This window comes from Micromonospora sp. NPDC048909 (assembly GCF_040649635.1).
Classification (GTDB): domain Bacteria; phylum Actinomycetota; class Actinomycetes; order Mycobacteriales; family Micromonosporaceae; genus Micromonospora.
The window spans coordinates 154,172-180,680 of the sequence record NZ_JBEZFU010000010.1 but is presented as its reverse complement, the minus strand read 5'-3'; the positions used below and the strand labels follow the sequence as shown (position 1 = coordinate 180,680).

The window sequence follows — 26,509 nt, the reverse complement described above, 5'->3', positions numbered from 1 at the left end:
CACCTTAGCCGCGACGCACCGGGGCCCACCGCGCGGACGCGGCGGGCCCGGCCCGGTCAGTGCCGGGGAATGTGCACCACCCCGATGCGCTTGCGGAACACCCAGTACGTCCAGCCCTGGTAGGCCAGCACGATCGGGGTGAACACCACGGCCACCCAGGTCATGATCTTCAGGGTGTAAGGGGTGGAGGCGGCGTTGGTGGCGGTCAGCGTGCCGGCCGCGTCCAGGGTGGAGGGCAGCACGTTCGGAAAGAGCGCGGCGAACAGAGTCGCCACGGCCAGGCCGATCGCCACGGCGGTGCCGGTGAACGCCCACCCCTCCCGGCGTACCCGGGCGGCGGCGAGACCACCGAGCAGCGCGAGCGCCGCGCCGACGGCCAGCACGACGGCGGCGGTGCTGGAGCGGATGTCCAGCGTCCAGGTCAGGAACGCCACGGCGAGGACCGCGGCGACCACGCCGACGCGCACCGCGAGCGCGCTGGCGCGCTCGCGGATCTCACCGACGGTCTTCAGCGCGACGAACACCGCGCCGTGGGTGAGGAAGAGCGCCGCGGTGGTCGCGCCGCCGAGCAGGGCGTACGGGTTGAGCAGGTCGAACAGCCCGCCGACGTACTCGTGCTCGGCGTTGAGCGGCACGCCGCGCAGGATGTTGGCGAACGCCACCCCCCACAGCACCGCCGGCACCAGCGAGCCGAAGAAGATCGCCGCGTCCCAGCGCCGCTTCCAGGACGGCTCGGGGCGCTTGTGCCGGTACTCGAAGGCCACGCCACGGGCGATCAGGGCCAGCAGGATCAGCAACAGCGGCAGGTAGAAGCCGGAGAAGAGGGTGGCGTACCACTCGGGGAACGCGGCGAACATGGCGCCGCCGGCGGTGATCAGCCAGACCTCGTTGCCGTCCCAGACCGGGCCGATGGTGTTGATCAGGACGCGGCGTTCCCGGTCGTCGCGGCCGAGCACGGGCAGCAGCATGCCGACGCCGAAGTCGAAGCCCTCCAGGATGAAGTAGCCGGTGAACAGCACGGCGATGAGCAGGAACCAGATGGTGGTGAGGTCCACGGTGCGCTCCCCGGGGTCAGTAGGCGAAGGCGAGCGGGCGCTCGGCGTCGTCGTGGCTGTCGTCGATCTCGGGTTCCGGGGTCAGGTCGGGTACGCCGGCCTTGGCGTAGCGGACCAGCAGCTTGAACTCGATCACGGCGAGGGTGGCGTAGATCAGGGTGAACGCGGTGAACGAGGTGAGCACCTCGGCCAGCGACACGCTGCGGGAGACGCCGTTGCGGGTGAGCATCTCGCCGAAGACGATCCACGGCTGGCGGCCCATCTCGGTGAAGATCCAGCCGAAGGAGTTGGCCAGCAGCGGGAGCACGGGCATGGCCAGGCCGGCGCGCAGCAGCCAGCGGCTGGTCGGGGTGCGGCCCTTGCGGTGGGTCCAGAGCACCAGCAGGGCGATCGCGGCGGCGGCCATCCCGAAGGCGATCATGAAGCGGAAGCTCCAGTAGGTGACCGGGATGATCGGGGCGTAGTTGCCGGGGCCGTACTGGCTGGCGTACTGGGCCTGCAGGTCGTTGATGCCGTGCACGGTGCCGTTGACGTCGCCGGTGCCGAGGTAGGACAGCAGGTACGGAATCTTGATGGAGAAGATCTCGCGGGAGCCGTCGAGGCTGCCGACGGTGAGCACCGAGAACGAGGCGGGGCTCTCGGTGCCGTAGAGGCCCTCGGCGGCGGCCATCTTCATCGGCTGCACCTGGGTCATGATCTTGCCCTGGATGTCACCGGTGATCAGCACACCGGCGGCGGCGACCAGGGTGACCCAGGAGCCGAACTTCGCGGCGAAGCGGTAGGTCGGGGCCTCGGCCGAGTCGCGGTGGCGGATCAGGTGCCACAGGGCGACCGAGACGAGCAGCGAGCCGGCCACCAGGAAAGCCCCGGCGATGGTGTGCGGGAAGGTGATCAGGGCGACCTTGTTGGTGAGCACCGCGACGAAGTCGGTCAGCTCGGCGCGGCCGGTGTCCGGGTTGATCCGGTAGCCCACCGGGTTCTGCATGAAGGAGTTCGCGGCGAGGATGAAGTACGCGCTGAGGTTGGTGCCGATCGCCGCGGCCCAGATGCTGGCCAGGTGCGCCCGCTTGGGCAGCCGGTCCCAGCCGAAGATCCACAGTCCGATGAAGGTGGACTCGAGGAAGAAGGCGACCAGCGCCTCGATGGCCAGGGGCGCGCCGAAGATGTCGCCGACGAAGCGGGAGTAGTCGCTCCAGTTCATCCCGAACTGGAACTCCTGCACGATGCCGGTGACCACACCCATCGCGAAGTTGATCAGGAAGAGCTTGCCGTAGAACTTGGTGAGCTTGAGGTAACGCTCGTTGCCGGTGCGGTGCCACATCGTCTGGAGGATGGCGACCAGCACGGAGAGGCCGATGGTCAACGGCACGAAGAGGAAGTGGTAGACGGTGGTGACACCGAACTGCCAGCGGGCGACGTCCAACGCGTCCACCTGGAACCCCCAGCTATTCATACTACGAGACGTAGTAAATACTACTGCTCGTCGTAGAAGAATAGGCAGGGGCGGGGGTCCCGAACCGGCCCGGGACCAATGACCCTGATCACCCCGGGTCGCCCGACCCGGCCGGCGGGCACCGCCCGCCCCGCTGCGGGGCTGTCGAGAGGGAAAGAATCGCCCTCACCGCCGCGAGGCCGGCAGCGCGTGCGACCATTCAGCGCTGATGGACACCGCCCACGCCACCTGGCAGCCGCCCGCGATCTGGCGCGCCGCCCAACTGCTCGCCCGCGGCGTCGTCGCCGCCGTGGCCCGACTCGAGGTCAGCGGCGAGGTGCCCGAGGCGCTGCGCCGGGGGCCGCTGATCCTCGCCGCCAACCACATCAGCCCGTTCGACCCGGTGGTGCTCACCGCGGCCTGCCGGAGTCGGGGCGTCGCTCCCCGGATCATGGCCACCGCCGGGCTGTTCCGCGCCCCGGTGATCGGAGCCGCGATGCGCCACGCCGGGCACATTCGCGTCGACCGGGGCACCGCCGCCGTCGGCAAGGCCCTCGACGACGCCGCGTCGGCCGTCGCCGCCGGCTCGGTGATCCTCGTCTACCCGGAGGGCCGCATCGGCCTGGACCCCGGGATGTGGCCCGAGCGGGGCAAGACCGGCGCGGCCCGGCTCGCCTTCTCCTGCGGCGCCCCGGTGATCCCGGTGGCCCAGTGGGGCTCGCACGAGGTGCTGCCGTACCGGGCGCCGAAGGGGCTGCTGCGCGGGCTCGCGCGCGCGGTGGTGCGCCGCCCGGTGATCCGGGTGCACTTCGGCGACCCGATCGACCTCAGCAGCCTGGCCCCCGGCACGCCCGGCGCGGCCCGCCGCGCCACCGACCGGATCATCGACCGGATCACCGACGCGCTGGCCCCGCTGCGTCCCGACGAACCCGAGCGCCCCCGGCACGTCGACCCCGGCCGCCCGGCCGACACCAGCCGAAGGCACCGCCGCCGCCCGCCGGGCTGACCTGGAAGTCGACCGGCGGCGCGTCCGGCATCGGCCTGGAGACCGCCCGCGCGCTGGCCGACGCCGGCGCCGAGGTGACGCTGGCCGTACGCGACACCGCCGCCGGCGAGCGCGCCGCGGCCGACATCAGCGCGGGCTCGAGCCGCGGCACGGTCCTCCACGTCGCCCGCCTCGACCTGGCCGACCGCGCCAGCATCGACGCCTTCGTCGCCGGCTGGACCGGTCCGCTGCACATCCTCGTCAACAACGCCGCAGTCATGGCCCTGCCGGAGGTGAGCAGGACCGTCGAGGGCTGGGAGCGGCAGTTCGCCATCGACCACCTCGGTCACGCCGCGCTGACCCTGGGTCTGCACGACGCGCTCGCCGCCGCACGGGGCGCCCGGATCGTCGTCGTCAGCTCCTCGGCCCACCAGCAGTCCCCGGTCGTCTTCGACGACATCCACTTCACCTCCCGGCCCTACGAGGCCTGGTCGGCCTACGGGCGGTCGAAGACCGCGAGCATCCTGTTCACCGTCGCCCTGGCCAGCAGGTGGGCCGCCGACGGTATCACCGTCAACGCCCTGCACCCCGGCGGCATCATGACCAACCTGCAGCGGCACCTCGACGACGCGCAGCTGCGGTACGTGGGCGCGGTGGACGAGCAGGGCAACCGCCTGGAGGTGCCGCCGGGCTGGAAGACGCCGCAGCAGGGCGCCGCCACCTCGGTCCTGCTCGCCGCCTCCCCGCAGGTCGACGGCGTGACCGGCCGCTACTTCGAGGACGGCAACGAGGCCGTGCCGCTCGCCGAGCGGGCCGACGGGATGAGCGGCGTGCTGCCGTACGCCCTGGACGAGAAGGACGCCGAGCGCCTCTGGGAGGAGACCCTCCGGCTCCTGGGGCGCTGACCCCGGTGGGTCCCCCTGCGGCACAGCGTGCGGGGACCCACCACCGGCTCTGAACAGTCGTCGGCCGGCCACCCGACGGCCACCGGCACCGGGCATACTGCGCTGCGTGCTGACCGGTCATCCCTACCTGGACGCGCCCGCGCCGCTCGCCTTCGCCCACCGCGGTGGCGCCGCCGACGGCGACGAGAACACCGCCGAGGCGTTCGCCCGCGCGGTCGCGCTCGGCTACCGGTACGTGGAGACCGACGTACACGCCACCGCCGACGGGGTGAGCGTCGTATTCCACGACCCCACCCTGCGCCGGGTCACCGGCGAGCCCGGCCGCATCGCCGACCTGCGCTGGGCCGACCTCGCCGCGGTACGCGTCGGCGGCGCCGCCGTGGTGCCCCGCCTCGACGAGGTCCTGGGCGCGTGGCCCGAGGTGCGGTTCAACATCGACGTGAAGTCCGACCCCGGCGTCGAGCCGACCGTGGCCACCGTGGCCCGCGTCGGCGCGGGCGACCGGGTGCTGCTCGCCTCGTTCAGCGACGCCCGGCTGGCCCGGCTGCGGGCGCTCACCGAGGGGCGGGTCGCCACCTCGCTGGGCATGCGCGGGGTGGCCCGGCTGCGGATGGCCTCGCTGACCGGGAGCAGGCTGCGGCTGCCGCCGTCCGTGGTGGCCGCGCAGGTCCCGGTCCGCTACGGCCGGGTGCCGGTCGTCGACAGCCGGTTCCTGCGCTACGCCCACTCACTCGGCCTACAGGTGCACGTCTGGACGATCGACGAACCCGCCGAAATGCACGACTTACTTGATCGTGGTGTGGATGGCATCATGACCGATCACGTCGGCGTGCTGCGCGACGTCTACCGCAGCCGCGGCCACTGGGCCGCCTGACCCGGCGAGGAACCGATGGCCGAGACCGTGACCTCCACGGCGAGCACCCCACCCCCGGCGAGCACCCGCCGCGAACGCACCGGCTGGTACATCTACGACTGGGCGAACTCGGCCTTCCAGACCACGGTCATCACCGTCTTCCTCGGACCGTTCCTCACCACCGTCGCCGAACTCGCGGCCGGCTGCGAACTCGGCGCGGACAGCTGCGACGGCTACGTGCACCCGCTCGGCATCCGGGTCGCCGCCGGCTCGTACTACCCGTACCTGATCTCCCTGTCGGTGTTCCTCACCGTCTTCGTGCTGCCGGTGATCGGCGCCATCGCCGACCGGTCGGCGCACAAGAAGCGGCTGCTGGCCGGCGCGGCGTTCACCGGCAGCGGAGCCACCATCGCGATGGCCTTCGTCACCGGCGACCGCTACCTGCTCGGCGGGGTGCTCTTCCTGATCGCCAACATCAGCTTCGGCGCGGCGATCGTGGTCTACAACTCGTTCCTGCCGCAACTCGGCGGCCCGGACGAACGCGACGGCATCTCCAGCCGCGGCTGGGCGCTGGGCTACCTCGGCGGCGGCCTGCTGCTCGCGCTCAACCTGGTCGCGGTCACCCTGTTCAGCGAGGAGGGCAACCCGCAGCGCACCCTGGACCTGGCCCGCTGGTCGATCGTCTCCGCGGGCGTGTGGTGGGCGCTGTTCACCCTGGTGCCACTGCGCTGGCTGCGCGAGCGTCCCAGCGAGGCGGCGCTGACCGCCGGCGGCAACGTGCTCACCGACGGCTTCCGGCAGCTCGGCCGCACCCTGCGCCAGATCAAGGCGTACCCGCTGACGCTCTTCTTCCTGCTCGCCTTCCTGGTCTACAACGACGGCATCCAGACCGTCATCACCCTGGCCAGCCAGTACGGCACCGAGGAGCTGAAGCTGGAGCAGAGCACCCTGATCGTCACCATCCTGCTGGTGCAGTTCCTCGCCTTCGGCGGCGCGCTGTCGCTCGGCGCGCTCGCCAAGCGCATCGGAGCCTGGAAGACGGTGCTGCTCAGCCTGGTGCTCTGGACCGGTGTGATCATCGCCGCGTTCCGGCTGCCCGCCGAGGCGCCGCTGCCGTTCATGATCCTCGGTGCCGCCATCGGCCTGGTCCTCGGCGGCAGCCAGGCGCTGAGCCGGTCACTGTTCAGCCAGCTCATCCCCACCGGCAAGGAAGGCGAGTACTACGGCTTCTACGAGATCAGCGACAAGGGCACCAGTTGGCTCGGGCCGCTGGCGTTCGGCCTGGTCTTCCAGCTCACCGCGTCCTACCGGGTGGGCCTGGTCTCGCTGCTGATCTTCTTCGTGGTCGGCTTCCTGCTGCTGCTGGCGGTGCCGATGCGCCGGGCCATCGTCGCGGCCGGCAACACCCCGCCCCGGGTGCTCTGACCCCGGTCGGTGCGGCGGCGGACCGGGCCGGGCCACCGCCGCACCGACCGGATCCGGGGCTGTCGATGGGCTAGGCTGCCCGACCGTGACCGACGACGCCGCTGCCGCACCGACCTGCCTGGCCCGCCCCCTCGCCGGACCGGACGACTCCCCCACCGGGTGCGCCGCGTCGCGCGGGCTGGACGGCCGGCCGCTGCACGCCGCCGCGCTGAAGTTCTTCTGGGGGCCGATGGACTGCGGGAAGTCCACGATGGCGTTGCAGATGAACTACAACCACGCCCGGCAGGGACGCCGGGGTCTGGTCACCACCCGCATCGACCGGTCGCTGGGTCCGCAGGTCACCACCCGCATCGGCCTGGCGCACACCGCCATCGAGGTCACCGACGACCTCGACCTGCGGGCGCTGGTGCGCGGCCGGTGGGCCGAGGGGGTACGCGTCGACTACCTGATCTGCGACGAGGCCAGCTTCTACACCGTCGAGCACGTCGAGCAGATGGCCGAGCTGGTGGACAGCTACGACGTCGACGTCTACGCCTTCGGGCTGGCCACCGACTTCCGTTCCTGCCTCTTCCCTGCCGTGCAGCGGCTGTTCGAACTGGCCGACGAGGTGGCCCGCATCCAGGTCGAGGTGCTCTGCTGGTGCGGCCGGGAAGGGCTGCTCAACGCCCGGGTGGTCGAGGGGCGGGTGGCCCGCGAGGGCGAACAGGTGGTGATCGGCGACACCGTGGACAGCGCCGACGTGCGCTACCAGGTGCTGTGCCGGCGGCACTACCGCAGCGGCGACCTCGGCCCGCGCCGCTGAGGCGACCACCGCCCCGGTAGCCGGTCAGCCACGATCACGCCGACCGTCACCAGCAGCGCCAGCCCCGCGGCCGCCGCGAGCGGCACCCGCATCGCCGCCGCCACCGGCGACAACGCCAGCAGCAGCAGCGCCCCCGCACCCCGGCTAGCCCACCCGGGCTGCCCGAGCACCGCCTGGTAGGCGGCGTGCCCGGCGAGGAAGAGCGCCGGGCCGCCCAGCACCACCAGCGCGCTCGCCACATCGGTGCGCTCGCCCGGGCCGCTGAGCAGCCGCTCGTCGCCGACCGCGGTGACGACGATCCCGGCGACCAGCAGCGGGTGCAGGTAGTTGAAGGCCAGCCGGCCCAACCGCCCGGTCCGCTCGCCCGCGCCGGCCAGCACCGCCACCCCGGCCGGCGCCGACCGGTCGAAGTACACCCACCACAGGGCCACCGAGCCGGCGAAGGCGAGCAGGAACGCCGCGATCGTCACCCGGTCCAGCCGCTGCGTCAGGGTGCCGCCGGTGACCAGGATCGACTCGCCCAGCGCGATGAGGATGAACGCCTGGCAGCGTTCGGCCAGGTGCCCGCCCTCCACCTCCCAGTGCTCCGGTCGGGCGCGGCCCAGACCCGGCACCGGGAACCCGGTCGCCAGCCCGAGCACGTCGATGACGATCACCGCGGTCCAGATCAGCTCCCGTGCCGGCACGTCCACCAACCCGCCGGTGACCGCCAGCGCGCCGGTGCCGGTCATCCAGACGGCGGACTTGCGGAAGCCGTCACTGAGCCGGGCCTGACCGCGTACCGCCCACAGGGCGAACACCGTCCGCCCCACCTGCACGACGGCGTAGGTCGCGGCGAAGAGCAGGCCGCTGCCGGTGAACGCGGCCGGCAGCGCCGCAGAGAGCAACAGGCTGCCCAGCGCCACCCCCAGCAGCATGGCCCGTACCGGCGTGCGGTCCGGCTGCAGCCAGTTGCCCACCCAGACGGTGTAGATCCAGACCAGCCAGACCAGACCCAGCAGCACCCCGGCCCGGGCGACGCCCCGCCAGTCCAGGTGGTCGGTCAGGTAGTGCGCCAGCTGGGTGATCGTGAAGATGTAGACCAGGTCGAAGAAGAGCTCGATTGAGGTCGTCCGCTCCACCCCGTGGCGCTGGCGCAGCAGCTCCGGGTGGACCGGCCCGCCGCCCGGCTCATCGCTCGCCGCGCCGCTCAGAGCGGGTCACCGCAGACCCGCCACTGGCCGTCCTCGCGCACCACCGGCAGCTTGCGCTCCTCGGTCGCGCCGCTGTCGCGGGTCAGCTCGACGGTCACCGTGCCCCGGGGACGCCCGCCGCGGGTCGTCACCGACACGTCGGTGATCTCGTAGTCGCGGACCATCGGCGGCGTCCGCATCCAACTGGTGAACCCGATCTCGCTCCACCGACCGCGGGCGTCCGCGCAGAGCCGCTCGTAGGCCCCGTCGGTGTCGCCGACGGTCACCGAGCGCATGAACTCGTCGGTGGTCTCCCGCACCGGCCCGGCGGCCTGGGTGACCAACTGCAGGTTCCACACGCCCAGGCCGGACACACCGACGCAGCACAACGCCACACCGATCCCGGTGAACGCCAGCCCGGTGCGCATCGGGCGGTGCCGCCGGGCCGGCCGGCTCCACGACTGCCCAGCCCCCACGATTCGACGGTAGAGAAACCCGCCCCTCCGCGGGCGGCAAACCGGCTCTGTCGCCGGTACGACCGGATCGTCTACCGTCGGGCGCACCACCCCCCGAGCACCGCCAGGAGCGAGACCATGACCCGCTACGTGCAGCCGGTACCCGCCCCCGCCGACCCGTACGCCGGTGACCCGCTGCTGCGCTCCTGGCTGGAGCGGCAGCTCGGCGCCGCCGGGCACGCCGCCGCCAAGGGGCGACTGGCCGATCTGGCCGCCGACGTGGTGGGGCCGCTGCGCGCGGCGCACGCCGACGCCGAGGCGCACCCGCCCACGCTGGTCCGCTACGACCCGTGGGGGGCCCGGGTCGACCGGATCGACACCTCCGCCGGCTGGCAGGCGCAGCGCGCCGCCGCCGCCCGGCACGCCGTGGTCGCCCTGCCCTACCTGGAGTCGGCGCGCGGCACCTGGGGCGCCGCCGCCCGGGTCGTGCAGCACGCCCTGCTGCACCTGTACGGCCCGGAGTCGGCCACCTTCTCCTGCCCGGTGGCGATGGCCGACGGGGCGGCGGCGCTGCTCAGCCTCCCCGAGGTCGACCCGGGCGTGCGCGACGCCTGGCTGCCCCGACTGATCTCCACCGATCCCGCCACGGCGATCACCAGCGGACAGTGGATGACCGAGTCGACGGGCGGCTCCGACCTGGCCCGCTCCACCACCATCGGCCGCCCCGCCGCCGACCGCTCGTGGCGGCTGACCGGCGAGAAGTGGTTCTGCTCGGCCGCCGACGCGGCGATGGCGGTCGCGCTGGCCCGGCCGGAGGGCGCCGGGCGGGGCAGCCGGGTGCTCGCCCCGTTCCTGGTGCCCCGCTACGCCGCCGACTCGCCTCTCGCGGGCGGCGCCGCCCCGGACGCGCCCGCGCCCGCGCCCGGCGTCACCGTGCACCGGCTCAAGGAGAAGCTCGGCACCCGGGCGCTGCCCACCGCCGAGATCGGGCTGCGCGACGCGTACGCGCTGCCGCTGGGTGACCCGGCGCGGCCCGGCCTGGTCCGGGCGATGACCCTGGTGGTGGTGACCCGGGTGCACAACGCCGCCGCGGCCGCCGGCGGGATGCGCCGCGGCCTGGCCTACGCCCGCGCCTACGCCTCGGCGCGGCACGTCGCCGGCGGAGCGCTCGCCACCTCGCCGCTGCACCGGGCCACCCTCGGCACGCTCGCCGTCGACGCCGCCGGCGCGTTCGTGCTGGCCGGGCACGCCTTCGCGCTGCTCGGCCGGGTCGAGGTGGGCGCCGACCCGGATGCCGCCGCCGAGCTGCGCATCGTGGCGCCGCTGGCCAAGCTGGCCACCGGCCGGCTCGCGGTCAGCTCCGCCAGCGAGTACGTGGAGAGCTTCGGCGGCGCGGGCTACGTGGAGGACACCGGCGTTCCCCGGCTGCTGCGCGACGCCCAGGTGCTGCCGATCTGGGAGGGCACCACCAACGTGCTCGCCTTGGACGTGCTGCGCGCGGTGAGCCGCGAGGATGCCGGTGAGCCGTTGCTGCGCCGGCTGGCCGCCGCGGCCGAACTGGCCCGCCCGCTCTCCCCCGCGCTGGCCGACACGCTGGCCGCCGTCACCGCCGAACTGCGCGACACCCTCGCCGGAATCACCGCCGACCCGCAGTCCGTCGCGGTGCTCGCCGGCGCGCGCGGGCTGGCCCTGCGCCTGGCGCACGCGCTGACCGCCGCGCTGCTGGTCGAGCACGCCGCGTGGGGCGACGAGCAGGCCGAGCTGGCCGCCCGGCTGTGGACCCGGCGCTGGCTGCGGCACGAGGACATCGCCGAGGACGCCCACCACCACCTGGACCTGCTCGGCTGAGCAACCGGCGCGCGACGAGCCGAGGCGGGCGGGGCCGGTGCAGACGTTGATCGAGTTGGGGGCCGACCGGGGCGCCCCGGAGCTGGACCGGCTCAGGCCGCCGACGCCCCGCTGGGGGCGGGCGGTGGCGCTGCTGCTGATGTGCGCGCTGCTGGCCGCGGCCGCCCCGCCGGCCCGGTTGCCGGCGCTGACCGGGCCGGTGCTGCCGGAGCGGGCCGTGCTGTTCGGGGCGGGTCCGCTGCTGCTGGTCGCCGATCCCGGCGTCGACCCGCCGACGCTGGCCGCGTACGACCCGGTGGCGCCGTTGCGCACGGCGCGCTGGCGGGTGGACGTTCCGCCGGCTGCCGGCTGGTCCGCCGAGGCCAGCGGCGACCTGGTGCTGGTCACCGAACGGGATCCGGTGCGGCAGGTGGTGGCCACCACCGCCCGCTCCGCGCGCACCGGCGAGCCGCGCTGGCGCCGCCCCGACCGGGTCTACGCCGCCGGCGACGGCGCCGTCGCGGTGACCGAGGTGCGCAGCGTCGCCGACCCAGGGCGCCGGATCGAGGGCGTCGTGCACGGTGTCGACCTGGCCACCGGGGCGACCCGCTGGTCGGTGCCGGTGCCGTCCACCGCTGTGCTGATCGCGTTGCCCGGCCCGCCCGGGCGGGTGCTGGTGCTGCGCGACGACGGCCTGGCCCGGTTGTACGACGTCCGGAACGGCGCGGTGCGCGGCGTGGGACGACTACCTCCGGCCGACTACGCGCCGGACAACCCGCAGGTGATCGGGGAGCACCTGGTGCTGCGCCACCCGGTCCCGGGCGGCGACGAACTGCTCGGCTACGACCTGCCCACGCTGTCGGTGCGCTGGCGGGCGCCGGCCCCCGGCGGCGAGGTGACGATCCGGGGCTGCCAGGGTCTGCTCTGCGGCGCCGACCGGCGGGACCGGTGGGCGCTCGACCCGGTGACCGGGGAACGGGTGTGGACGTGGCCGGGCGGGGCGGCCTGGCGCGCCGTCCCGGGCGCACGCGGCGGTGGGCCGCAGTTGCTGCTGCGCGGGGAGCGGGACGGCCGGCGCGACCTGGTCGCCGTCGCGGGCCGGGTCGCACCTCGGGTGGTCGGGGTGCTGCCGGGCGGCACCCGGGACTGTCGCGCCGTCGCCGCCGTGCTGGCCTGCCGCGACAGCGCCGGACGGCTCACCGTGTGGCCGACGCCGGCCGCGGAACGTACCTGACAGTGGGTGGCAGGTACCGGGGCCAGACTGCCGGCATGACAGTCAACGCCGACCTCGCCATGGTCAACCTGGACAGCTCCGACCCGGCCGCGCACGCCGCCTTCTACCAGCGGGTGCTCGGCTGGGAGGTCACCCACAGCCAGCCCGAGTACGCGATGCTCACCGGCGGTGGGGTGTCGATCGGCTTCGGCCTGGTCGACGGTTGGCAGCCACCGTCCTGGCCGGACCCGGCCGGCGGGAAGCGCTACCACCTCGACCTCTACGTCGACGACCTCGCCCAGGCCGAGAAGGAGTTCGTCGCCGCGGGCGCGGCGAAGCCGGAGTTCCAGCCGGGCGGCGAGCGGTGGGTGGTGCTCACCGACCCGCTCGGTCAGCCGTTCTGCATCTGCCCCCGACCGCAGGGCTGAGCGCGGTCCGGGCCGGCGTCGGGCCAGCTTCACCGGACGGCGCCGCGGCAGCGGCGTGACGGTGGTGCCGAGCCGGATCCGGTTGGTGCGTCCGGCGATCGCCGCGAGCACCAGCCACGGGTCGTAGGTGGGTGGGTCGTCCGGCGTAATGGACGAGGTAGTCCTCCAGGAACACCCCGTCCCACCCGGCGCGCTCGGCCAGTTCGCCCAGCTCGACCAGGGTGGACACGGTGACGGACGCGCCACCGCAGCAGATCTCCAGTCCGTGTCGCAAGAGCGGACCGTACGGCCGCGGTGTGACGATGCTCAGCCGCGCCGGCGGGAGCGGGCCGCCCAGATGACGTACGCCGGGTCCCGGTCGAGGTTGTGCCGGTCCCGGTCGTAGCGGCGGGTGGTGCGCGGGTCGGCGTGCCCCATCGCGTCCTGCACGTCCTCCAGCGGCACTCCTTCGGCGCGGGCCGTGGTGGCGAACGCGTGCCGCAGCGAGTGTGGGGAGAGCTTCTCCCAGGCCGGGATGCCGGCCGCCCGGGCCAGCCGGCGCACCAGACGGAACACCGAGTGCCGGTCCAGTCGGGCGCCGGTCGTGGTGACCAGCAGCGCGCCGGTCAGGTCGGGCACCGGCACGCCCTGGGCGGCGGCGCGCTGCGTCAGGTAGGCGTCCACCGCGTAGGCGGTTCCCGGGGTGAGCGCCCGCCGGCGCGGCTTGCCGCCCTTGCCGACGAAGCGCACGCTGCGGTGCCCCCGCTCGGCGCCGAGGTCGCTCACGTCGAGGGACACCAGCTCCCCGACCCGCAGGCCGAGGTCGGCCAGGAGCGCGATGGCGGCTCGGTTGCGGGTCGCGGTCGGCCCGTTCTCGGCCTCCGCGGCGGCCAGCAGCGCGTCGACCTGCTCAGGGGTGAGCCCGACCGTGGCCGAGTGGTCCCGGTCGACGCGGGGGCGGTCCGCGCCGGCGACCGGGTTGGCGTCGACCGCCCGCAGCTTGACCAGGAAGTCGTACCAGCTGGACAGCGCGGAGAGCTTGCGGGCCACGGTGGCCGGGGTGAGCGGCCGTCCGGTGCGCGCGCCGACGGTGGACTCCAGGGCGCGGGCGTACTCGTTGACGTGCAGGAAGCTGACCCGCAGCGGGTCCAGCTCCTGGCCGGCGCACCAGGCGAGCCAGCCGGCGATGTCCCGCCGGTACGCGTCGCGGGTGTGCGCCGACAGCCGCCGGTTGCGCAGCCACGCCTCGGTGAAGTCCACCGGGGCGTCGGGCAGCGCGGGACCGGTCGACGGGCGCGCCAGCACCGGGGCGTCGGGGAAGACCATGTGAAAAAGGTTCTCAGCTCCGGGTGCGGAACGGGGTGAGGCGCGCCCGACGGCGATCAGGTCGGACCGCCCGGTTACCGTCGGGCGGTGCGCGCCAGTCGACTGGTTTCCCTACTGCTGCTCCTGCAGAACCGCGGCCGGATGACCGCCCAGGAGCTCGCGGCGCAGCTGGAGGTGTCGGTCCGGACGGTCTACCGCGACGTCGAGGCGCTCGGCGAGGCCGGTGTGCCGGTCTACGCCGAGCGCGGCCCGGCCGGCGGCTACCGGCTCGTCGACGGCTACCGCACCCGGCTGACCGGGTTGACCGCCGGGGAGGCCGAGGCGATCTTCCTGGCCGGCGTCCCGGGCCCCGCCGGTGAGCTGGGGCTCGGGTCGATGCTGAGCACCGCCGAGCTGAAGCTGCGGGCCGCGCTGCCGGCCGAGCTGGCCGACCGGGGCGGGCGGATCCGGCAGCGCTTCCACCTGGACGCGCCGACCTGGTTCCGGGAGCCGGAGCCCACCCCGCACCTGGCCGCGCTCGCCGAGGCGGTCTGGGCGGACCGGCAGGTGCGGGTGCGTTACCGCCGGTCGCGGGGGCCCCGCGAGGTGACCCGCACCCTCTCGCCGCTGGGTCTGGTGCTCAAGGCCGGCCGCTGGTACCTGGTGGCCGCGGTCGATGAGCAGGTGCGCACCTACCGGGTCGGAGCGGTTCTCGAGCTGAGCGTGCTGGACGAGTTGGTCGACCGGCCGGACGGGTTCGACCTGGTCAGCTGCTGGCAGGAGCACGCCGACGGCTACGAGCGCAGCGTCTACCGAGCCGAGGCCCGGGTGCGGATGAGCGTGGCGGCGCTGGAGCTGATGGCGTACGTCTTTCCGCCGGCGATGAGCCGGGCGGCCCGGGCGGCGGCCGGTGAGCCGGACGCCGACGGCTGGCTGCTCACCACCGTGCCGATCGAGTCGGTCAAGCACGGTCACATCGAGTTGCTCAAGCTCGGCGCCGAGGTGCAGGTGCTCGCCCCCGCCGAGCTGTGTGAGCGGTTCACCGCCACCGCGCACCGGCTCGCCGCGCTCTATCCGGCCCCCGTCGCGGTCGAGCCGGTGGCGGACGAGGGGCCTGGCTGACCCCGGTCAGGTCCGCGCGCCGACCGGGGTGTCGACGCCGGCGAGGCGGGCCAGCGCCGCCGCGACCGTCGCGTCGTCGGGCGGCAGCAGCGGCAGCCGTACCGTGGCGGTCGGGATCCGGCCCTCGGCGTGCAGGACGGCCTTGACCACGGTCGGGTTGGGTGCGGCGAAGAGCGCGGCCGACAGCGTGCAGAGCCGGTGGCCGAGCGCCCGGGCCCGCCCAGCGTCGCCGGCCTGCCAGGCGTCGACCAGCTCCACGAAACCGGCGGTGGCGAGGTGCGCGGAGGCGAGGATGCCGCCGTGCGCGCCGAGCGCCAGCAGCGGGGAGATGACCACGTCGTCGCCGCCGAGCACCGCGAAGCCGGCCGGCGGGTCGGCCAGCAGGTCGACGGCATCGGTGTCGAGCGCCCCGACGGCGAGCTTGACGCCGATCACGCCGGGCAGTTCGGCGAGGCGTCGCAGGGTGTCGGCGCGGAGCTGCTGGCCGGTGCGGTACGGCACGTGGTAGACGACCAGCGGGACCGGGCTGGCCGCGGCGAGCGCCGCGAAGTGCGCCACCACCCCGGCTTCGCCGGGACGGACGAAGGGCGGCACCAGGCTGAGCGCGGCGGTCACCTCGGGACGCTCGCCCAGAGCCGTCACCGCCGCCGGGGTGTTCGCGCCGACCAGCAGGGGTGCCTGGCGCTCCCGGCAGACCCGGGTGAGCGTGTCGAGCACGGCCCGCTGTTCCGCCGGGCCTAGCGAGGCCGGCTCGGCGGTGGTGCCGAGCGCGACCAGGCCCGCCGCGCCGGCGTCCAGCACCTGGTGTGCGAGAGCTTCCAGCGCGGCGTGGGCGACCGCGCCGGCGGCGTCGAACGGGGTGATCAGCGGTACGTACACACCGGAGAGCGTCATGACCCCAGCGTCCGACATCCGGACCGGTAAGGTCCAGTTCACATTCCTTGGCAGATGCGTAAGCTGAACTGATGCTCGACGTGCGCCGGCTACGCCTGCTCTGCGACCTGTCCCGCCTCGGCACCATCGCCGCCGTCGCGCAGGCGCACACCTACACCCCGTCGGCGGTCTCCCAGCAGCTCGCGGCGTTGGAGCGGGAGGCCGGGGTGCCGCTGCTGGAACGCACCGGCCGCCGGGTCACCTTCACCGCGGCGGGTCGGGTGCTCGTCACGCACGCCGAGGCGGTCCTCGCCGCGCTGGAGCAGACCACCGCCGCCCTCGCCGCCGTCGCCACCGGGCTGACCGGTCCGCTGCGCATCGGCGCCTTCCCGACCGCAGTCCGTACGCTGCTGCCGGCGACCCTGGTCGCGCTGGGTCGCCAGCACCCGGGCCTGGAGCTGACCGTGACCGAACTGGACCCGGTCGCCGTCCCCGCGGCGTTGCGCGAGAGGCGGCTCGACGTGGGGCTGCTGCAGGACTACGACGTGGCGCCGGCCGAGGCGGACCCGACGCTGGACGCGGTGCCGCTGCTCGACGAGACGGTCTTCCTCGCCATGCCCGCCGCCGCACCGGCCGGCGACGACGCCGACCCGCTACCGGCGACGCGGGACGCGGGCTGGGTCATGGCCAGCCCGGGGACTCTCTGCCACACCGTCACGCTGCACGTCTGCCGCAGCGCCGGCTTCGCGCCCCGGGTGCGGCACCAGGCCGACGACTTCGCCACCGTGCTCGCGCTGGTCGCGGCCGGGCAGGGCGTGTCGCTGGTGCCGCAGCTCGCCGCCGCGGACCCACCCGGTGGGGTCCGGCTGCTGCCGCTGCCGACCCGGCGGCGCACCCGGGTCGCCTACCGCAGGGGCGCCGCCGCCCACCCGGCCGTGGCCGCCTTCGTGACCGCGATCCGGGCGGCGACCGACGAGTTCCTGGCCCGCTGACCGGGACAGTTCTGACCCGCTGACCGGCAGGAAGCGCGGTCGGGACGACCCGGTCCGGCCGCCCCGACCGCGCGTGCTGGTCAGGCGTTGATCTGCTTGCGGCCGTTGCCGTTGCGGGTGATGGGCACCCGCCTCGGCTTCGCCCGCTCCGCCACCGGAATCCGCAGTGTCAGCACCCCGTTCTCGTAGCCGGCCTCGAGGTTGTCGGCGTCCAGGGTGTCGCCGAGGAAGACCTGTCGGGTGAAGGTCCCCATCGGACGCTCGGCGGCGACGAGCTCGACATCGTCGCCGGTGGGCCGGCGCCGCTCTGCCCGGACGGTCAGCACGTTGCGCTCGACGGTGCAGTCGATGCTCTCCGGGTCGACGCCCGGCAGGTCGAACGCCGCGTAGAAGTGGTCGCCGTCGCGGTAGGCGTCCAGGTGCATGACCGCCGGACGGGTGGTGGTGCCGAAGAACTGCTCGGCGAGGCGGTCGATCTCACGGAACGGGTCGGTACGCATCAGCATTGTTCTGCCTCCTCGGTTCTCCTGGCCGAAGGTGTCGGGTTGAGTCTGGGGGACTCAAGTTCCATCTCTTTATTTAGCGCGACCGGCCGTCGTCGTCAACCGCTCAGAGCAACTTCTCGAACCAGTGCTCGGCGTACTCGTCCCGGGAGTACGCCGGGATCTCCACATAGCCGTGCCGGGCGTAGAGAGCCCGGGCCTCGACCAGGTCACTGCGGGTGTCCAGCCGGATCCGGTCGGCGCCGGCGGAACGGGCCCGCGCCTCGGCCGCGGCGAGCAGGGCCGCGCCGCCGCCGCGTCCGCGCCGCTGCGGGCGGACGTAGACCCGGGTCAGCTCGGCCCAGCCGGGCCGGAACCGCAGCCCGGCGCAGCCGGCCAGGCCGCCCTCGTGCCGGGCCACCAGGAAGATCCCGGTCGGGGCGACCAGATCGTCGCTGGGAAACTCGGCCATCGCGGCCTCGACCTCACCCGCTCGCAGCGGGCGGCGGTGGTAGCGCGCCACGATCTCCTCGTAGTACTCCCACAGCATGGTCGCGGCGTCGGGTTGGTCGGGCCGAGCCGGGTCCACCACCCAGGCCGCCTGGAAACCTGTCGTCGTCACCCGCCGATCGTCACCCGCCGGTCAACGGAGTTTCGGCACCGACCGGTATGGGCGGTCGGCTCCGGCTCGGCCATGGTCGGTTGGTTGCCGGTGGCGGGGTCGAGCCGGCGCGTCGCCGGCCCACCGTGGGTGGGCCGGCGGTCGCGCGGCAGTAGGTCGAAAGTGCACCTGGGATCGGTGACGTCAGCGGCGGCGGGTTGGCAGAAGGGAGATCAGCGCGGCGGCCACCGCGAGGTGCATCGCACCGAGCGTGAGCTTCGCGCCGCCGGTGGCCTCGGTGCCGAAGACCGGACCCAGCGAGATCAGCGCCACCACGACAGCCAGCACGGTCCAGACGACGCCTGCCCGCCGGGTGAGGCGCTCCAGGGCGGCGAGCGCCGCCCAACCGAGCAGGGCCGCGCCGAGGGAGGCGGTGACGACCGCGCCGGGCCCGATCACCCGGGCGGGCTGCTCCGGGTACTCGATGGTGAAGTCGACCCCGGCCAACTCTCCGACGGCCCAGATCAGGACGCAGGCCAGCACGGCGGTGGCCACGCCGGCGGCGCGCCGCCGCAGCGACGAGGTGGTGGTGGGGGTGGACGTGCTCGCGGGCGGTGCGGTCGCGCTCATGGCGCCTCCTCGGTCGGCAGCAACGAACAACTGCGACCGTAGCAGATAGTCTTGCGCGGGACTATCTTTCCCGGAACTATTGGACGGGGTTCGCCGGCCCGCACCCCGGAGCGCCGGCGAAGCGGCCCGTCACCAGGGTGCCGAGGGCGCGCAGCAGGGCTTCCCGGTCGCCGTCGGGCAGGGCGGCGAGCACGTCGTCCTGGATGCGTCGGGCGATCTCCCTGGCCTGCTCCAGGACCCGCTCCCCCTCCGGGGTGACGGCCACCAGGCGGGCCCGCCGGTCGGTCGGCGAAAGCCGGCGCTGCGCGAGGCCCGCGGCCTCCAACTGGTCCAGGGTCACCACCATGGTGGTCTTGTCCACTCCGCACAGATCGCCGATCTGCCGCTGGGTGAGCTCGCCGCCCTGCGCCTGCCGCAGCACGCAGTGCGCCCGGGGGGAGATGTTCAGCTCGGCCAGGGCCGTGGCCTGCTCGACCATCAGCGCATGGCTCGCCCAGGAGAGCAGGAGCAGCAGGTCCGGCGTCTTGTCGCCGGCCGAACGGGAGGTCATGCCAGGGAGGCTAACAAGATGGTCCTGGTCGGGATCGTCTCCTCCCGGACCGGCGGCTCACGGTCGCCGGTAGACACCCCGCTCCCGGGTCAGCAGCTGCTCGTCCACCAGGTACCGGCGCAGCGTGACGTGGTCGGACCCGCCGGCCACGCACCAGGGGCGCAACGCCTCGTCCACGGCCCGTTCGGGGTACGACGTGTCCGGCTCGAACGACCGAACCGCGATGTGCTCCAGCAGGATCCGCCGCCGCCCCCGTTGCGCCGGCAGGCCGACCAGCACCCCGTCGCGCAGGAACGTGCGCAGCACCGCGTCCCCCGGCTGCTCCACCGGCCGCTCCGGCCGCGGGGTGCGGGCCAGCTCGCGAAGTCGCCCGGCGTCCACCGCCAGCGTGCCGTCGGCGTCGGTGACCAGGCCGACGTCGGTGAGTCTGCGGACGGCGGTCACCACCTCCCGGGCGGGCAACTCGGCTCGGGTCGCGACCTGTGCCACGTCCGTCGCGCCGAGCACGATCGCGGCGAAGACCCGCCGCCGTCCGTCCTCGGCGAGCGAACCAGCCAGCGCTTGTGTGCTCATGGCGTCACCCTGCCAGCGTCGCCGCGCGCGGCGCCAGGCGATTTCACCGTCGCCCGCGCACGGAACGCGGGGCGCTCGCCGGTCAGTCGTGCGGCTGCTCGGCGACGAGCAGCACGCGGCGCAGCAGGTCGGACAGGAGCTGTCGCTCGTCCGGGTCGAGCGCGCCGAGCAGCCGGTGCTCCTCGGTTCCCCGGGCATCCATCGCCGCGCGCCAGGCCGCGCGACCGGCCTCGGTGAGCGCCACGTCGACCCGTCGCCGGTCCGTCGTGGACGGGATCCGCTCGACGAATCCCCGCCGGAGCAACGTGTCGACCCGGGCGGTGACCGAGGCCGGCGCCATGCCGAGGTCGGCGGCGATGTCGCTGGGGGCGGCGCGGCCTCCTCGGCCGGCAAGCGCGTGCAGGGTGTCGTACTCGTGCGCCGCCAGGTCAACGTCGGCCAGCGCCCGTTCCTTGACGGTGCGCAGGTGGCGGGTCAGGCGGGCCATCCGGGTCACCGCGCCCTCCACGTCCGGGTCGAGGTCGGGCAGCACCGGCAGCCAACGCTGCACGTGCCGATCGGTGTAGTCCTCGCTGGTCACCGGCCCATGGTACTACGATGCCGAATTATTCGTTGCCGAAACGTTCGATGTCGAAGTATCTTCTCTCCATGAGCCATCCCCTGCGCCTGCGCACCTTCCGGCTGCTCTTCCTCGGTCGTACCGTCTCCGCCGTAGGCGACGCGGTGGTCCCCGCCGCCCTGGTCCTCGCCGTGCTGCGCGCCACCGGCTCGACCGCCGCCATCGCCCTCGTCCTCGGGGCGGCGATGGTCCCCCGGCTGCTGCTGCTCCCACTCGGCGGCGTGCTCGCCGACCGGTTCGACGCCCGCCGGGTCGCGATCCTGGCCGACCTGACCCGCTGCGCCACCCAACTCGTGGTCGGCATCGAACTGCTCGGCGGTGACCCGTCGCTGACGTCGATCACGGTGGCCGCGGCGCTCGGCGGCGCGGCTGCCGCGTTCGCCCTGCCCACCGCGTCCCCGCTGGTCGCCGGCACCGTCGACCCGGCCCAGCGGCAGCACGCCAACGCGCTGCTCGGGACCACCGCCAACGCCAGCCGCCTCGCCGGCCCGGCCCTGGCCGGCGCGCTCATCTGGGCCGCCGGGCCCGGCTGGGCCTTCGTCCTCGACGCCGGCTCCTTCGCGCTCAGCGCCGCCCTGCTCGCGGTCATCCGGGTACGGCACGTGCCGCAGCCCGCGCGCCGGTCGCTCACCGCCGACCTCGTGCACGGCTGGCACGAGGTACGCGCCCGGAGCTGGTTCTGGAGCAGCCTGCTCGCGCACGGCGTGTGGAACGGCGCCGCGGCGGTGCTGATCACTCTCGGCCCGGCCGTCGCCGTGGACCGGCTCGGCGGCGAAGGCGTCTGGCTGCTGATGCTGCAGGCCGGGGCGGTCGGCATGCTCGCCGGTTCGGTGCTCGCCGGTCGGCTCCGGCCCCGCCGGCCGGTGCTGCTGGCCAACCTCGGGTTGGCCGGCTACGCCGCACCGCTGGTCCTGCTCGCCGTCGCCGCGCCCGCCCCGGCCGTCGTCGTCGCGTACGGGATCGCGCTGGCCGCCCTGGGTTACCTCAACCCGGTCTGGGAGACCGTGGTGCAGAGCCAGTTCCCGCCCCAGGTGCTGGCCCGGGTCACCTCGTACGATTGGCTGGTGTCGCTGGGGGCGACGCCGGTCGGCTATGCCCTCGCGCCGCTCGCCGCGCGGGCCTGGGGCGAGCCGGCGCCCCTGGCCGCCGCCGGCGTGCTGGTCCTGGTGGCCTGCGCCGGCACCGCGCTGGTGCCCGGTGTACGCCGGCTGGCCTGGCCGGCGCCGGCCACGCCGGAACCGGCCGGGGCGACCGTCGCCGCGCGGTGACGCGGTCCCCCACAGCCCGTGGCCGATCCGTGACCCTCGACGGGGCCGACGGGGCGCCGCGGACCGGCGGGTGCGGGCCATGATATGGACGTGGCCGAATCCGTAGCCGACCTGGACCACCCGCGTCAGCCGGAGCCGGCACCCGGCGGCGCGCCGTCCGAGCAGGGCCCGCGCGCCCGCGGTCCCTGGCTGGTCGCCGGCGTGGTGAGCGCCGTGCTGCTGCTGCTCGCCAACCGCTACGGCTACCACCGCGACGAGCTGTATTTCCTGCTCGCCGGCCGGCACCTCGACTGGGGCTACGTCGACCAGGGTCCGCTGGTCCCCGCGCTGGCCCGGCTCGTCGACACCGTCGCGCCGGGCAGCCTGCTGGCGCTGCGCACCCCGTCGGCGCTGATCGCCGGTGGGTGCGTCCTGCTCGTCGCGGCGATCGCCCGGGAGTTCGGCGCCGGCCGGGGCGCGCAGAGCTTCGCGGCGTTCCTCGCCGGCTCCTCCGGCCTGGTGCTGGCCAGCGGCCACCTGCTCAGCACCACCACCGTCGACATGCTGGTCTGGCTGGGCGCGGCGTTGTGCGCGGTGCGGCTGCTGCGCACCGGCGACACCCGGTGGGCAATCGGCATCGGGCTGGTGCTCGGCCTCGGCATGCTCAACAAACTGCTGCCCGCGCTGCTCGCCGTCGGCCTGCTCGCCGGGGTGGCGATCGCCGGGCCGCGCCCGCTGCTGCGCGACCGGTGGGTGCTCGCGGCCGCCGGCCTGTTCCTGCTGCTCGCCGCCCCGAACCTGATCTGGCAGGCCGCGCACGGGTTCCCGCAGCTCTCCGTGGCCGCCTCGATCTCCGACGGCGACAGCTCCTACAGCGGCCGGCTCGACGCGCTCACCCTGCAGTTCGTCATCATCAGCCCGTACGCCGTGCCGATCTGGGTCGCCGGGCTGGTGGCGCTGCTGCGCCGGCCGGCCTGGCGGGCGTACCGGGCGATGGCCTGGGCCTGTCTCGTGGTGATCGGCGTCGTGCTGGTCGCCGGTGGCAAGGGCTACTACGACGCGCCGTTGCTGCTGGTGCTCACCGCCGCCGGCGCCGTGGTCACCGCCGCCTGGGCCGCTCGTGGTGCGAACGGCCTGCGCCGCGGGCTGCTGGTGCTCGGCGTGCTGCCGCTGGTCGCCCCGAACGCGGTGCTGCTGCTGCCCACCCTGCCCGCCGACCAGCTGCCGGCCTTCGTCGTCGAGGTCAACTACGACGCCGGCGAGACCATCGGCTGGCCGGCGTTCGCCGACTCCGTCGCCGCCGTGCACCGGGCGCTCCCCGCCGAGCAGCGGTCACGGGCGGTCATCCTCACCGGCAACTACGGCGAGGCCGGCGCCCTCGCCCGCTACGGCCCGGCCCGCGGCCTGCCACCCGCCTACTCCGGGCACAACAGCATGGCCGACTTCGGCCGTCCACCCGCCGACGCGGACGTGGTGATCGCCGTCGGCTGGGACCGCCCCGAGCGGCTGCGCGACTGGTTCACCGAGGTCGACCTCGCCGGCCGGGTCGACCAGCGGGTCGACGTGGAGAACGAGGAGAACGGTGGCCCGATCTGGGTCTGCACCGGGCTGCGCCGACCGTGGGCGCAGATCTGGGAGACCGAGGTTCGGCACGCCGGCTAGCCGCGGAGCTGCGCTGGCGTCGACACGGTCGGCCGCCGGCGGCTGCGGGATCGGCCTACTGGGGAGGGCGCGAGCAAGGGCGGGCGGGAATAGCCGATCCCGGGACGAGCCGCGCGCCACCCGCCGATAATCCTCGGAGACGCGGCGCCGCGGCTGAGGGTGACCGGGCGCGCCACGGCCGCGCCGGCGACCGATGCGGTACGCGGTGCCGGCGTCGCCCCGCGAGGCGGAAGCGACGGGGCGATGCCGGATGCGGCAGGAGGCCGGGCATGACGACCGGAGGCAGCACCGAGCTGGTGCGCCGACCGGACGGGTCGGCCCGCGCCACGTTGCTGGAGCTGCTCTTCGACGTGGTTTTCGTGGCCGCCCTGGCGCTGGTCTCGATGCTGGTCGCCGAGCGGGGGTCATGGACCGGCGGCGGGCAGATCCTGCTGACACTGATGGCGATCTGGTGGACCTGGTCGATCACCGCGACCACCACCGACTTCTACGACCCCGACCAGCGTCCGCTCCAGGCCATCCTGATGGTGACCATGCTGGGTTCCGTGGCGACGGCCGCGGCGCTGCCGCTGGCGTCCGACGGACACGCGCTGATCTTCGCCGTCGCGTACGTGATCCCGCACCTGGTGCGGGGGGTGATCCTGGTCAGCGTCCTGCGCCAGCACCGGCACCGGCTGGCCGAGCAGCGCGCGGCGCGGTTCCTCTTCTGGTTCCTGGTCTCCGGGGGCTTCTGGATCGCCGGGGCGCTGCTGCCCGACCGACTGCAATGGCCGCTCTGGATCACCGCGGTGGTCATCGACTACCTCTCGGCCGCGGCGCGGTATCCGACCCCCGGGCTCGGTCGGGTACCCGCCGGGCAGTACTCGCAGACGAGCGATCACCTGGGCGAGCGGTACCAGCAGTTCATGATCCTGGCGCTCGGCGACATCATCCTGGTGCCCACCCTGGAGATCAGCAGTTCGGGCTTCGCCGCCGCCCGGCTGGCGGCCTTCCTGATCGCCTTCATCACCATGCTGCTGCTCTGGCAGATCTACGTCTTCGGGGCCAACGCCTTCCTGCACACGTCGTCCGCTCGGCTCCTCGGCCGGGCGACCCGGCTCGGGCCGTACACCCACCTGGTGATGGTGGTCGGCATCGTGTGCACGGCCGCCGGGTTCGACCTGGTCATCATCCGGCCGACCGGGGACACACCGGTGCGCTGGCTCGCGCTGCTCTTCGGGGGACCTGCCGTGTTCCTGATCGGACGCACCCTGTTCACGTACTTCATCACCGGCGTGCTGGCCTGGCACCGGACCGCCTGGCTGCTGCTGGGGGCGCTGATGCCCTGGGCGGGCGGCTGGCCGCCGGTGCTGGTCGCCGTCGCGGCCGTGCTGGTGCTGGCCGGAATCGCGGTCGGTGACGTGGTGATGAGCCGCTCGATGCCGCCCGTCCTGCGTGGCCGACCGGGCTGACCGGGTCACCGACCCGCCGGATCACTCTCCGGTAGCGCCGCCGGCCAGCTCCGTCACGATGTCGAGGTGACCGAGGTGGCGCGCGTACTCCTGGAGCAGGTGGAACAGCACCCGCTCCAGCGTCGCGGGCTCCGCGCCGTCCCACCGCGGGCCCGGCGCGCCGACCTGCGCCAGATCGTGCGCCGCCACCACCGCGCTGGTGTGCGCGCCCTGCGCACGCAGCGCCGCCACCAGCTCCGCCGTCGTCTCCTCGGCCGTGACGTGCCAGCGGTCCCCGCGGCGGTCGCCCCACGGCTCGGCGACCGCCGCGCCCTGGAAGCCCCACTCGATCCAGCGCAGCTCGACGTAGCGCAGGTGCTTCACCAGCTCCAACGGGGTCCACCCCGACGGCAGGCTGCTGCGACGCAGCTCCGACTCGGGCAGCGCCGACACCTTGGCCAGCACCGACTCCCGGAAGAAGTCCAGGTAGCGCAGGAAGACCTCGGTGCGGTTGTCGGCGGGAACGGTGGGCGAGGGGAAGGGCGTCGTCATCGCGTCTCCAGGGTGGTTCAGCCGGTCGGCAGGTCGCGGGCCCGCTGCTGCACGCCCGCCCGGCCGTACGGGTAGTCGCCCACCACGGGAGTGCTCGCCTCGTCGAGCAGCCGGGTCTGCTCCGCGTCGAGGAGCAGGTCGGCGGAGGTCAGGTTGTCGTCGAGCTGCGTGGTGGTCCGCGCCCCGAGGATCACCGAGGTGACCGCAGGCCGGGCCGCCAGCCAGGCCAGCGCCACCGCCGACATGGACGTGCCGCGATCCTCGGCGACCTGGCGTACCGCGTCGATGATCCGCCAGGTGCGCTCCTGCGCGTTGCGCGGCGCGTACGCCTCGACACCGCGCTTCGGGTTCTCGCCGAGCCGCGTCGCCCCGACGGGTGCGGTGTCGCGCCGGTACTTGCCGGTCAGCCAGCCGCCACCCAGCGGTGACCAGGGCAGGATGCCGATGCCCTCGTTCTCGCAGACCGGCACCAGTTCGAACTCGACCTCCCGGGCCAGCAGGTTGTACTGCGGCTGCAGGGTGACGATCGGGGTGAGGTTGAGGTGCTGGGTGAGCAGGGCGGCCTTCTGCAACTGCCAGCCGGTGAAGTTGCTGACCCCCGCGTAGCGGATCTTGCCCGCGCTCACCGCGTCGTCGAAGAACCGCAGCGTCTCCGGCAGCGGGGTCAGCGGATCCCAGGCGTGCGCCTGGTAGAGGTCGACGGCCTCGACCCCGAGCCGCCGGAGGCTGGCGTCCAGCGCGCGGGTCAGGTGCACCCGGGACAGACCGGCGTCGTTCGCGCCCTGGCCCATCGGGAACCGCCCCTTGGTGGCGATCACCACCCGGTCCCGCAGACCGGGTCGGGCGCGCAACCAGCGCCCCACGATCTCCTCGGAGACCCCCGCGGAGTAGACGTCGGCGGTGTCGACGAAGGTGCCGCCCGCCTCGACGAACCGGTCCAGCTGAGCGAAGCTGCCCGCCTCGTCGGTCTCCGCGCCGAAGGTCATCGTGCCCAGACAGAGGGTCGACACCACCGTGCCGGTGGCGCCCAGGGTGCGGTAGCGCATGTCTTCCTTCCGGTCGAGGGACGGCGCTGATCTTCGCACCCGGCCGTGGCACCCGCCGGGGCACCCCGGCGGTGCCGCCTCCCCTGCCCGGGTCGCCGTGGTCAGTCCACCGGCCCACCGGCCAGGTAGCTGACCTGGCCGGAGACGGCCCCCGCCGCACGGCTCACGAGGTACGACGGCGCGACCGCAGGATCGAGCCGCCGATTGTGAGCCCGGTGTGAGCGAGCCGTGAGCGAACAGTGAGCAGGCAACGTCAATCTTTGGCCCTGGTCGGCAAGCATCGAGTCTCCGGCA

Annotated in this window: 27 protein-coding genes; 13 read left to right on the top strand and 14 right to left on the bottom strand. The window is 74.1% G+C overall.

What is annotated here, in order from left to right; genetic code table 11:
* Positions 1-56: 56 nt before the first annotated feature.
* Positions 57-1,055: a cytochrome d ubiquinol oxidase subunit II gene (gene cydB / locus AB0C04_RS24950; RefSeq protein WP_357058572.1), complete on the bottom strand. Its 999-nt coding sequence runs from the start codon at positions 1,053-1,055 to the stop codon at positions 57-59.
* Positions 1,056-1,071: 16 nt separating this feature from the next.
* Positions 1,072-2,487, bottom strand: coding sequence for a cytochrome ubiquinol oxidase subunit I (locus AB0C04_RS24945; protein ID WP_357058739.1), 1,416 nt, complete (start codon positions 2,485-2,487; stop codon positions 1,072-1,074).
* 229 nt (positions 2,488-2,716) lie between these two features.
* Between AB0C04_RS24945 and AB0C04_RS24940 the strand changes: the two genes are divergently transcribed.
* From AB0C04_RS24940 to AB0C04_RS24920, 5 genes are all read left to right on the top strand, one after another.
* Positions 2,717-3,493, top strand: coding sequence for a lysophospholipid acyltransferase family protein (locus AB0C04_RS24940; protein ID WP_357058570.1), 777 nt, complete (start codon positions 2,717-2,719; stop codon positions 3,491-3,493).
* Positions 3,490-4,377 carry an SDR family NAD(P)-dependent oxidoreductase gene (locus AB0C04_RS24935; RefSeq protein WP_357058736.1) on the top strand — a complete coding sequence of 296 codons (888 nt, stop codon included), beginning with the start codon at positions 3,490-3,492 and terminating at the stop codon, positions 4,375-4,377. The genes AB0C04_RS24940 and AB0C04_RS24935 overlap by 4 nt, the downstream gene beginning before the upstream one ends.
* Before the next feature lie 106 nt (positions 4,378-4,483).
* Positions 4,484-5,251: a glycerophosphodiester phosphodiesterase gene (locus tag AB0C04_RS24930; RefSeq protein ID WP_357058568.1), complete on the top strand. Its 768-nt coding sequence runs from the start codon at positions 4,484-4,486 to the stop codon at positions 5,249-5,251.
* Positions 5,252-5,266: 15 nt separating this feature from the next.
* Positions 5,267-6,655, top strand: a complete 1,389-nt coding sequence (locus AB0C04_RS24925; RefSeq protein WP_357058566.1) for an MFS transporter — start codon at positions 5,267-5,269, stop codon at positions 6,653-6,655.
* Between the two features lie 85 nt (positions 6,656-6,740).
* Positions 6,741-7,457 carry a thymidine kinase gene (locus AB0C04_RS24920; RefSeq protein WP_350874414.1) on the top strand — a complete coding sequence of 239 codons (717 nt, stop codon included), beginning with the start codon at positions 6,741-6,743 and terminating at the stop codon, positions 7,455-7,457.
* Here the strand turns inward: AB0C04_RS24920 and AB0C04_RS24915 are convergent.
* Together AB0C04_RS24915 and AB0C04_RS24910 are read right to left on the bottom strand one after the other, a co-directional pair.
* The gene (locus tag AB0C04_RS24915) at positions 7,424-8,578 is read right to left on the bottom strand and encodes a low temperature requirement protein A (protein ID WP_357058564.1); all 1,155 of its coding nucleotides are present in this window, start codon (positions 8,576-8,578) and stop codon (positions 7,424-7,426) included. The two genes, AB0C04_RS24920 and AB0C04_RS24915, sit on opposite strands and share 34 nt — an antisense overlap.
* A gap of 68 nt (positions 8,579-8,646) precedes the next feature.
* A complete protein-coding gene (locus tag AB0C04_RS24910; protein ID WP_350874516.1) occupies positions 8,647-9,057 on the bottom strand; it encodes a hypothetical protein in 411 nt (136 codons plus the stop codon).
* A 165-nt stretch (positions 9,058-9,222) separates the two neighbouring features.
* Between AB0C04_RS24910 and AB0C04_RS24905 the strand changes: the two genes are divergently transcribed.
* Genes AB0C04_RS24905 through AB0C04_RS24895 form a run of 3 tightly spaced genes read left to right on the top strand, consistent with a single transcriptional unit; the run spans position 9,223 to position 12,552 of the window.
* On the top strand, positions 9,223-10,932 hold the full coding sequence (locus AB0C04_RS24905) for an acyl-CoA dehydrogenase family protein (protein ID WP_357058562.1): 1,710 nt from the start codon (positions 9,223-9,225) through the stop codon (positions 10,930-10,932).
* Positions 10,933-10,969: 37 nt separating this feature from the next.
* Positions 10,970-12,145 carry a hypothetical protein gene (locus AB0C04_RS24900; RefSeq protein WP_357058560.1) on the top strand — a complete coding sequence of 392 codons (1,176 nt, stop codon included), beginning with the start codon at positions 10,970-10,972 and terminating at the stop codon, positions 12,143-12,145.
* A 35-nt stretch (positions 12,146-12,180) separates the two neighbouring features.
* Positions 12,181-12,552 (top strand): VOC family protein, encoded by a 372-nt coding sequence (locus tag AB0C04_RS24895; protein ID WP_357058558.1) that lies wholly within the window; start codon positions 12,181-12,183, stop codon positions 12,550-12,552.
* 306 nt (positions 12,553-12,858) lie between these two features.
* Here the strand turns inward: AB0C04_RS24895 and AB0C04_RS24890 are convergent, their stop codons facing one another.
* Entirely contained in the window at positions 12,859-13,857 is a 999-nt protein-coding gene (locus AB0C04_RS24890) for a tyrosine-type recombinase/integrase (RefSeq protein ID WP_357058556.1), read from the bottom strand.
* Between the two features lie 87 nt (positions 13,858-13,944).
* Between AB0C04_RS24890 and AB0C04_RS24885 the strand changes: the two genes are divergently transcribed.
* Entirely contained in the window at positions 13,945-14,958 is a 1,014-nt protein-coding gene (locus tag AB0C04_RS24885) for a YafY family protein (protein ID WP_357058554.1), read from the top strand.
* Positions 14,959-14,964: 6 nt separating this feature from the next.
* Here the strand turns inward: AB0C04_RS24885 and AB0C04_RS24880 are convergent, their stop codons facing one another.
* The gene (locus AB0C04_RS24880) at positions 14,965-15,852 is read right to left on the bottom strand and encodes a dihydrodipicolinate synthase family protein (RefSeq protein WP_357058552.1); all 888 of its coding nucleotides are present in this window, start codon (positions 15,850-15,852) and stop codon (positions 14,965-14,967) included.
* Between the two features lie 71 nt (positions 15,853-15,923).
* On the opposite strand from AB0C04_RS24880, the gene AB0C04_RS24875 reads away from it, so the two are divergent.
* Complete coding sequence (locus AB0C04_RS24875; RefSeq protein ID WP_357058550.1) at positions 15,924-16,823, top strand: LysR family transcriptional regulator; 900 nt, start codon at positions 15,924-15,926, stop codon at positions 16,821-16,823.
* Positions 16,824-16,903: 80 nt separating this feature from the next.
* Here the strand turns inward: AB0C04_RS24875 and AB0C04_RS24870 are convergent, their stop codons facing one another.
* The 6 genes from AB0C04_RS24870 to AB0C04_RS24845 all read right to left on the bottom strand — a co-directional run bounded on the left by AB0C04_RS24870 (position 16,904) and on the right by AB0C04_RS24845 (position 20,239).
* Positions 16,904-17,329: an Hsp20/alpha crystallin family protein gene (locus AB0C04_RS24870; RefSeq protein WP_357058548.1), complete on the bottom strand. Its 426-nt coding sequence runs from the start codon at positions 17,327-17,329 to the stop codon at positions 16,904-16,906.
* A gap of 103 nt (positions 17,330-17,432) precedes the next feature.
* Positions 17,433-17,927 carry a GNAT family N-acetyltransferase gene (locus AB0C04_RS24865; RefSeq protein ID WP_357058546.1) on the bottom strand — a complete coding sequence of 165 codons (495 nt, stop codon included), beginning with the start codon at positions 17,925-17,927 and terminating at the stop codon, positions 17,433-17,435.
* Positions 17,928-18,110: 183 nt separating this feature from the next.
* On the bottom strand, positions 18,111-18,536 hold the full coding sequence (locus AB0C04_RS24860) for a DUF6069 family protein (RefSeq protein ID WP_357058544.1): 426 nt from the start codon (positions 18,534-18,536) through the stop codon (positions 18,111-18,113).
* A gap of 76 nt (positions 18,537-18,612) precedes the next feature.
* Positions 18,613-19,086, bottom strand: coding sequence for a MarR family transcriptional regulator (locus AB0C04_RS24855; protein ID WP_357058542.1), 474 nt, complete (start codon positions 19,084-19,086; stop codon positions 18,613-18,615).
* 57 nt (positions 19,087-19,143) lie between these two features.
* The gene (locus tag AB0C04_RS24850) at positions 19,144-19,659 is read right to left on the bottom strand and encodes a DUF2087 domain-containing protein (RefSeq protein ID WP_357058540.1); all 516 of its coding nucleotides are present in this window, start codon (positions 19,657-19,659) and stop codon (positions 19,144-19,146) included.
* A gap of 82 nt (positions 19,660-19,741) precedes the next feature.
* Positions 19,742-20,239, bottom strand: coding sequence for a MarR family transcriptional regulator (locus AB0C04_RS24845; RefSeq protein ID WP_357058538.1), 498 nt, complete (start codon positions 20,237-20,239; stop codon positions 19,742-19,744).
* A gap of 68 nt (positions 20,240-20,307) precedes the next feature.
* Between AB0C04_RS24845 and AB0C04_RS24840 the strand changes: the two genes are divergently transcribed.
* The 3 genes from AB0C04_RS24840 (at position 20,308) to AB0C04_RS24830 (ending at position 24,638) form a co-directional block, all read left to right on the top strand.
* A complete protein-coding gene (locus AB0C04_RS24840; protein WP_357058536.1) occupies positions 20,308-21,546 on the top strand; it encodes an MFS transporter in 1,239 nt (412 codons plus the stop codon).
* A 90-nt stretch (positions 21,547-21,636) separates the two neighbouring features.
* The gene (locus AB0C04_RS24835; RefSeq protein WP_357058534.1) at positions 21,637-23,187 is read left to right on the top strand and encodes a glycosyltransferase family 39 protein; all 1,551 of its coding nucleotides are present in this window, start codon (positions 21,637-21,639) and stop codon (positions 23,185-23,187) included.
* 269 nt (positions 23,188-23,456) lie between these two features.
* Positions 23,457-24,638 carry a low temperature requirement protein A gene (locus AB0C04_RS24830; protein ID WP_357058532.1) on the top strand — a complete coding sequence of 394 codons (1,182 nt, stop codon included), beginning with the start codon at positions 23,457-23,459 and terminating at the stop codon, positions 24,636-24,638.
* A 21-nt stretch (positions 24,639-24,659) separates the two neighbouring features.
* On the opposite strand, the gene AB0C04_RS24825 is transcribed toward AB0C04_RS24830, so the two are convergent.
* Together AB0C04_RS24825 and AB0C04_RS24820 are read right to left on the bottom strand one after the other, a co-directional pair.
* Complete coding sequence (locus tag AB0C04_RS24825) at positions 24,660-25,169, bottom strand: DinB family protein (protein WP_357058530.1); 510 nt, start codon at positions 25,167-25,169, stop codon at positions 24,660-24,662.
* Between the two features lie 17 nt (positions 25,170-25,186).
* A complete protein-coding gene (locus AB0C04_RS24820; RefSeq protein ID WP_357058528.1) occupies positions 25,187-26,215 on the bottom strand; it encodes an aldo/keto reductase in 1,029 nt (342 codons plus the stop codon).
* Positions 26,216-26,509: the final 294 nt, after the last annotated feature.

What these genes read in the sequence shown, in the direction of transcription:
- AB0C04_RS24940 (WP_357058570.1), top strand. Translation starts at nt 2,717, where the DNA reads ATGGACACCGCCCACGCCACCTGGCAGCCGCCCGCGATCTGGCGCGCC.
- AB0C04_RS24895 (WP_357058558.1), top strand. Translation starts at nt 12,181, where the DNA reads ATGACAGTCAACGCCGACCTCGCCATGGTCAACCTGGACAGCTCCGAC.
- AB0C04_RS24875 (WP_357058550.1), top strand. Translation starts at nt 15,924, where the DNA reads ATGCTCGACGTGCGCCGGCTACGCCTGCTCTGCGACCTGTCCCGCCTC.
- AB0C04_RS24860 (WP_357058544.1), bottom strand. Translation starts at nt 18,536, where the DNA reads ATGAGCGCGACCGCACCGCCCGCGAGCACGTCCACCCCCACCACCACC.
- AB0C04_RS24830 (WP_357058532.1), top strand. Translation starts at nt 23,457, where the DNA reads ATGACGACCGGAGGCAGCACCGAGCTGGTGCGCCGACCGGACGGGTCG.
- AB0C04_RS24840 (WP_357058536.1), top strand. Translation starts at nt 20,308, where the DNA reads ATGAGCCATCCCCTGCGCCTGCGCACCTTCCGGCTGCTCTTCCTCGGT.
- AB0C04_RS24870 (WP_357058548.1), bottom strand. Translation starts at nt 17,329, where the DNA reads ATGCTGATGCGTACCGACCCGTTCCGTGAGATCGACCGCCTCGCCGAG.
- AB0C04_RS24880 (WP_357058552.1), bottom strand. Translation starts at nt 15,852, where the DNA reads ATGACGCTCTCCGGTGTGTACGTACCGCTGATCACCCCGTTCGACGCC.
- AB0C04_RS24820 (WP_357058528.1), bottom strand. Translation starts at nt 26,215, where the DNA reads ATGCGCTACCGCACCCTGGGCGCCACCGGCACGGTGGTGTCGACCCTC.
- AB0C04_RS24850 (WP_357058540.1), bottom strand. Translation starts at nt 19,659, where the DNA reads ATGAGCACACAAGCGCTGGCTGGTTCGCTCGCCGAGGACGGACGGCGG.
- AB0C04_RS24910 (WP_350874516.1), bottom strand. Translation starts at nt 9,057, where the DNA reads ATGCGCACCGGGCTGGCGTTCACCGGGATCGGTGTGGCGTTGTGCTGC.
- AB0C04_RS24825 (WP_357058530.1), bottom strand. Translation starts at nt 25,169, where the DNA reads ATGACGACGCCCTTCCCCTCGCCCACCGTTCCCGCCGACAACCGCACC.
- AB0C04_RS24890 (WP_357058556.1), bottom strand. Translation starts at nt 13,857, where the DNA reads ATGGTCTTCCCCGACGCCCCGGTGCTGGCGCGCCCGTCGACCGGTCCC.
- AB0C04_RS24925 (WP_357058566.1), top strand. Translation starts at nt 5,267, where the DNA reads ATGGCCGAGACCGTGACCTCCACGGCGAGCACCCCACCCCCGGCGAGC.
- AB0C04_RS24855 (WP_357058542.1), bottom strand. Translation starts at nt 19,086, where the DNA reads ATGACCTCCCGTTCGGCCGGCGACAAGACGCCGGACCTGCTGCTCCTG.
- AB0C04_RS24905 (WP_357058562.1), top strand. Translation starts at nt 9,223, where the DNA reads ATGACCCGCTACGTGCAGCCGGTACCCGCCCCCGCCGACCCGTACGCC.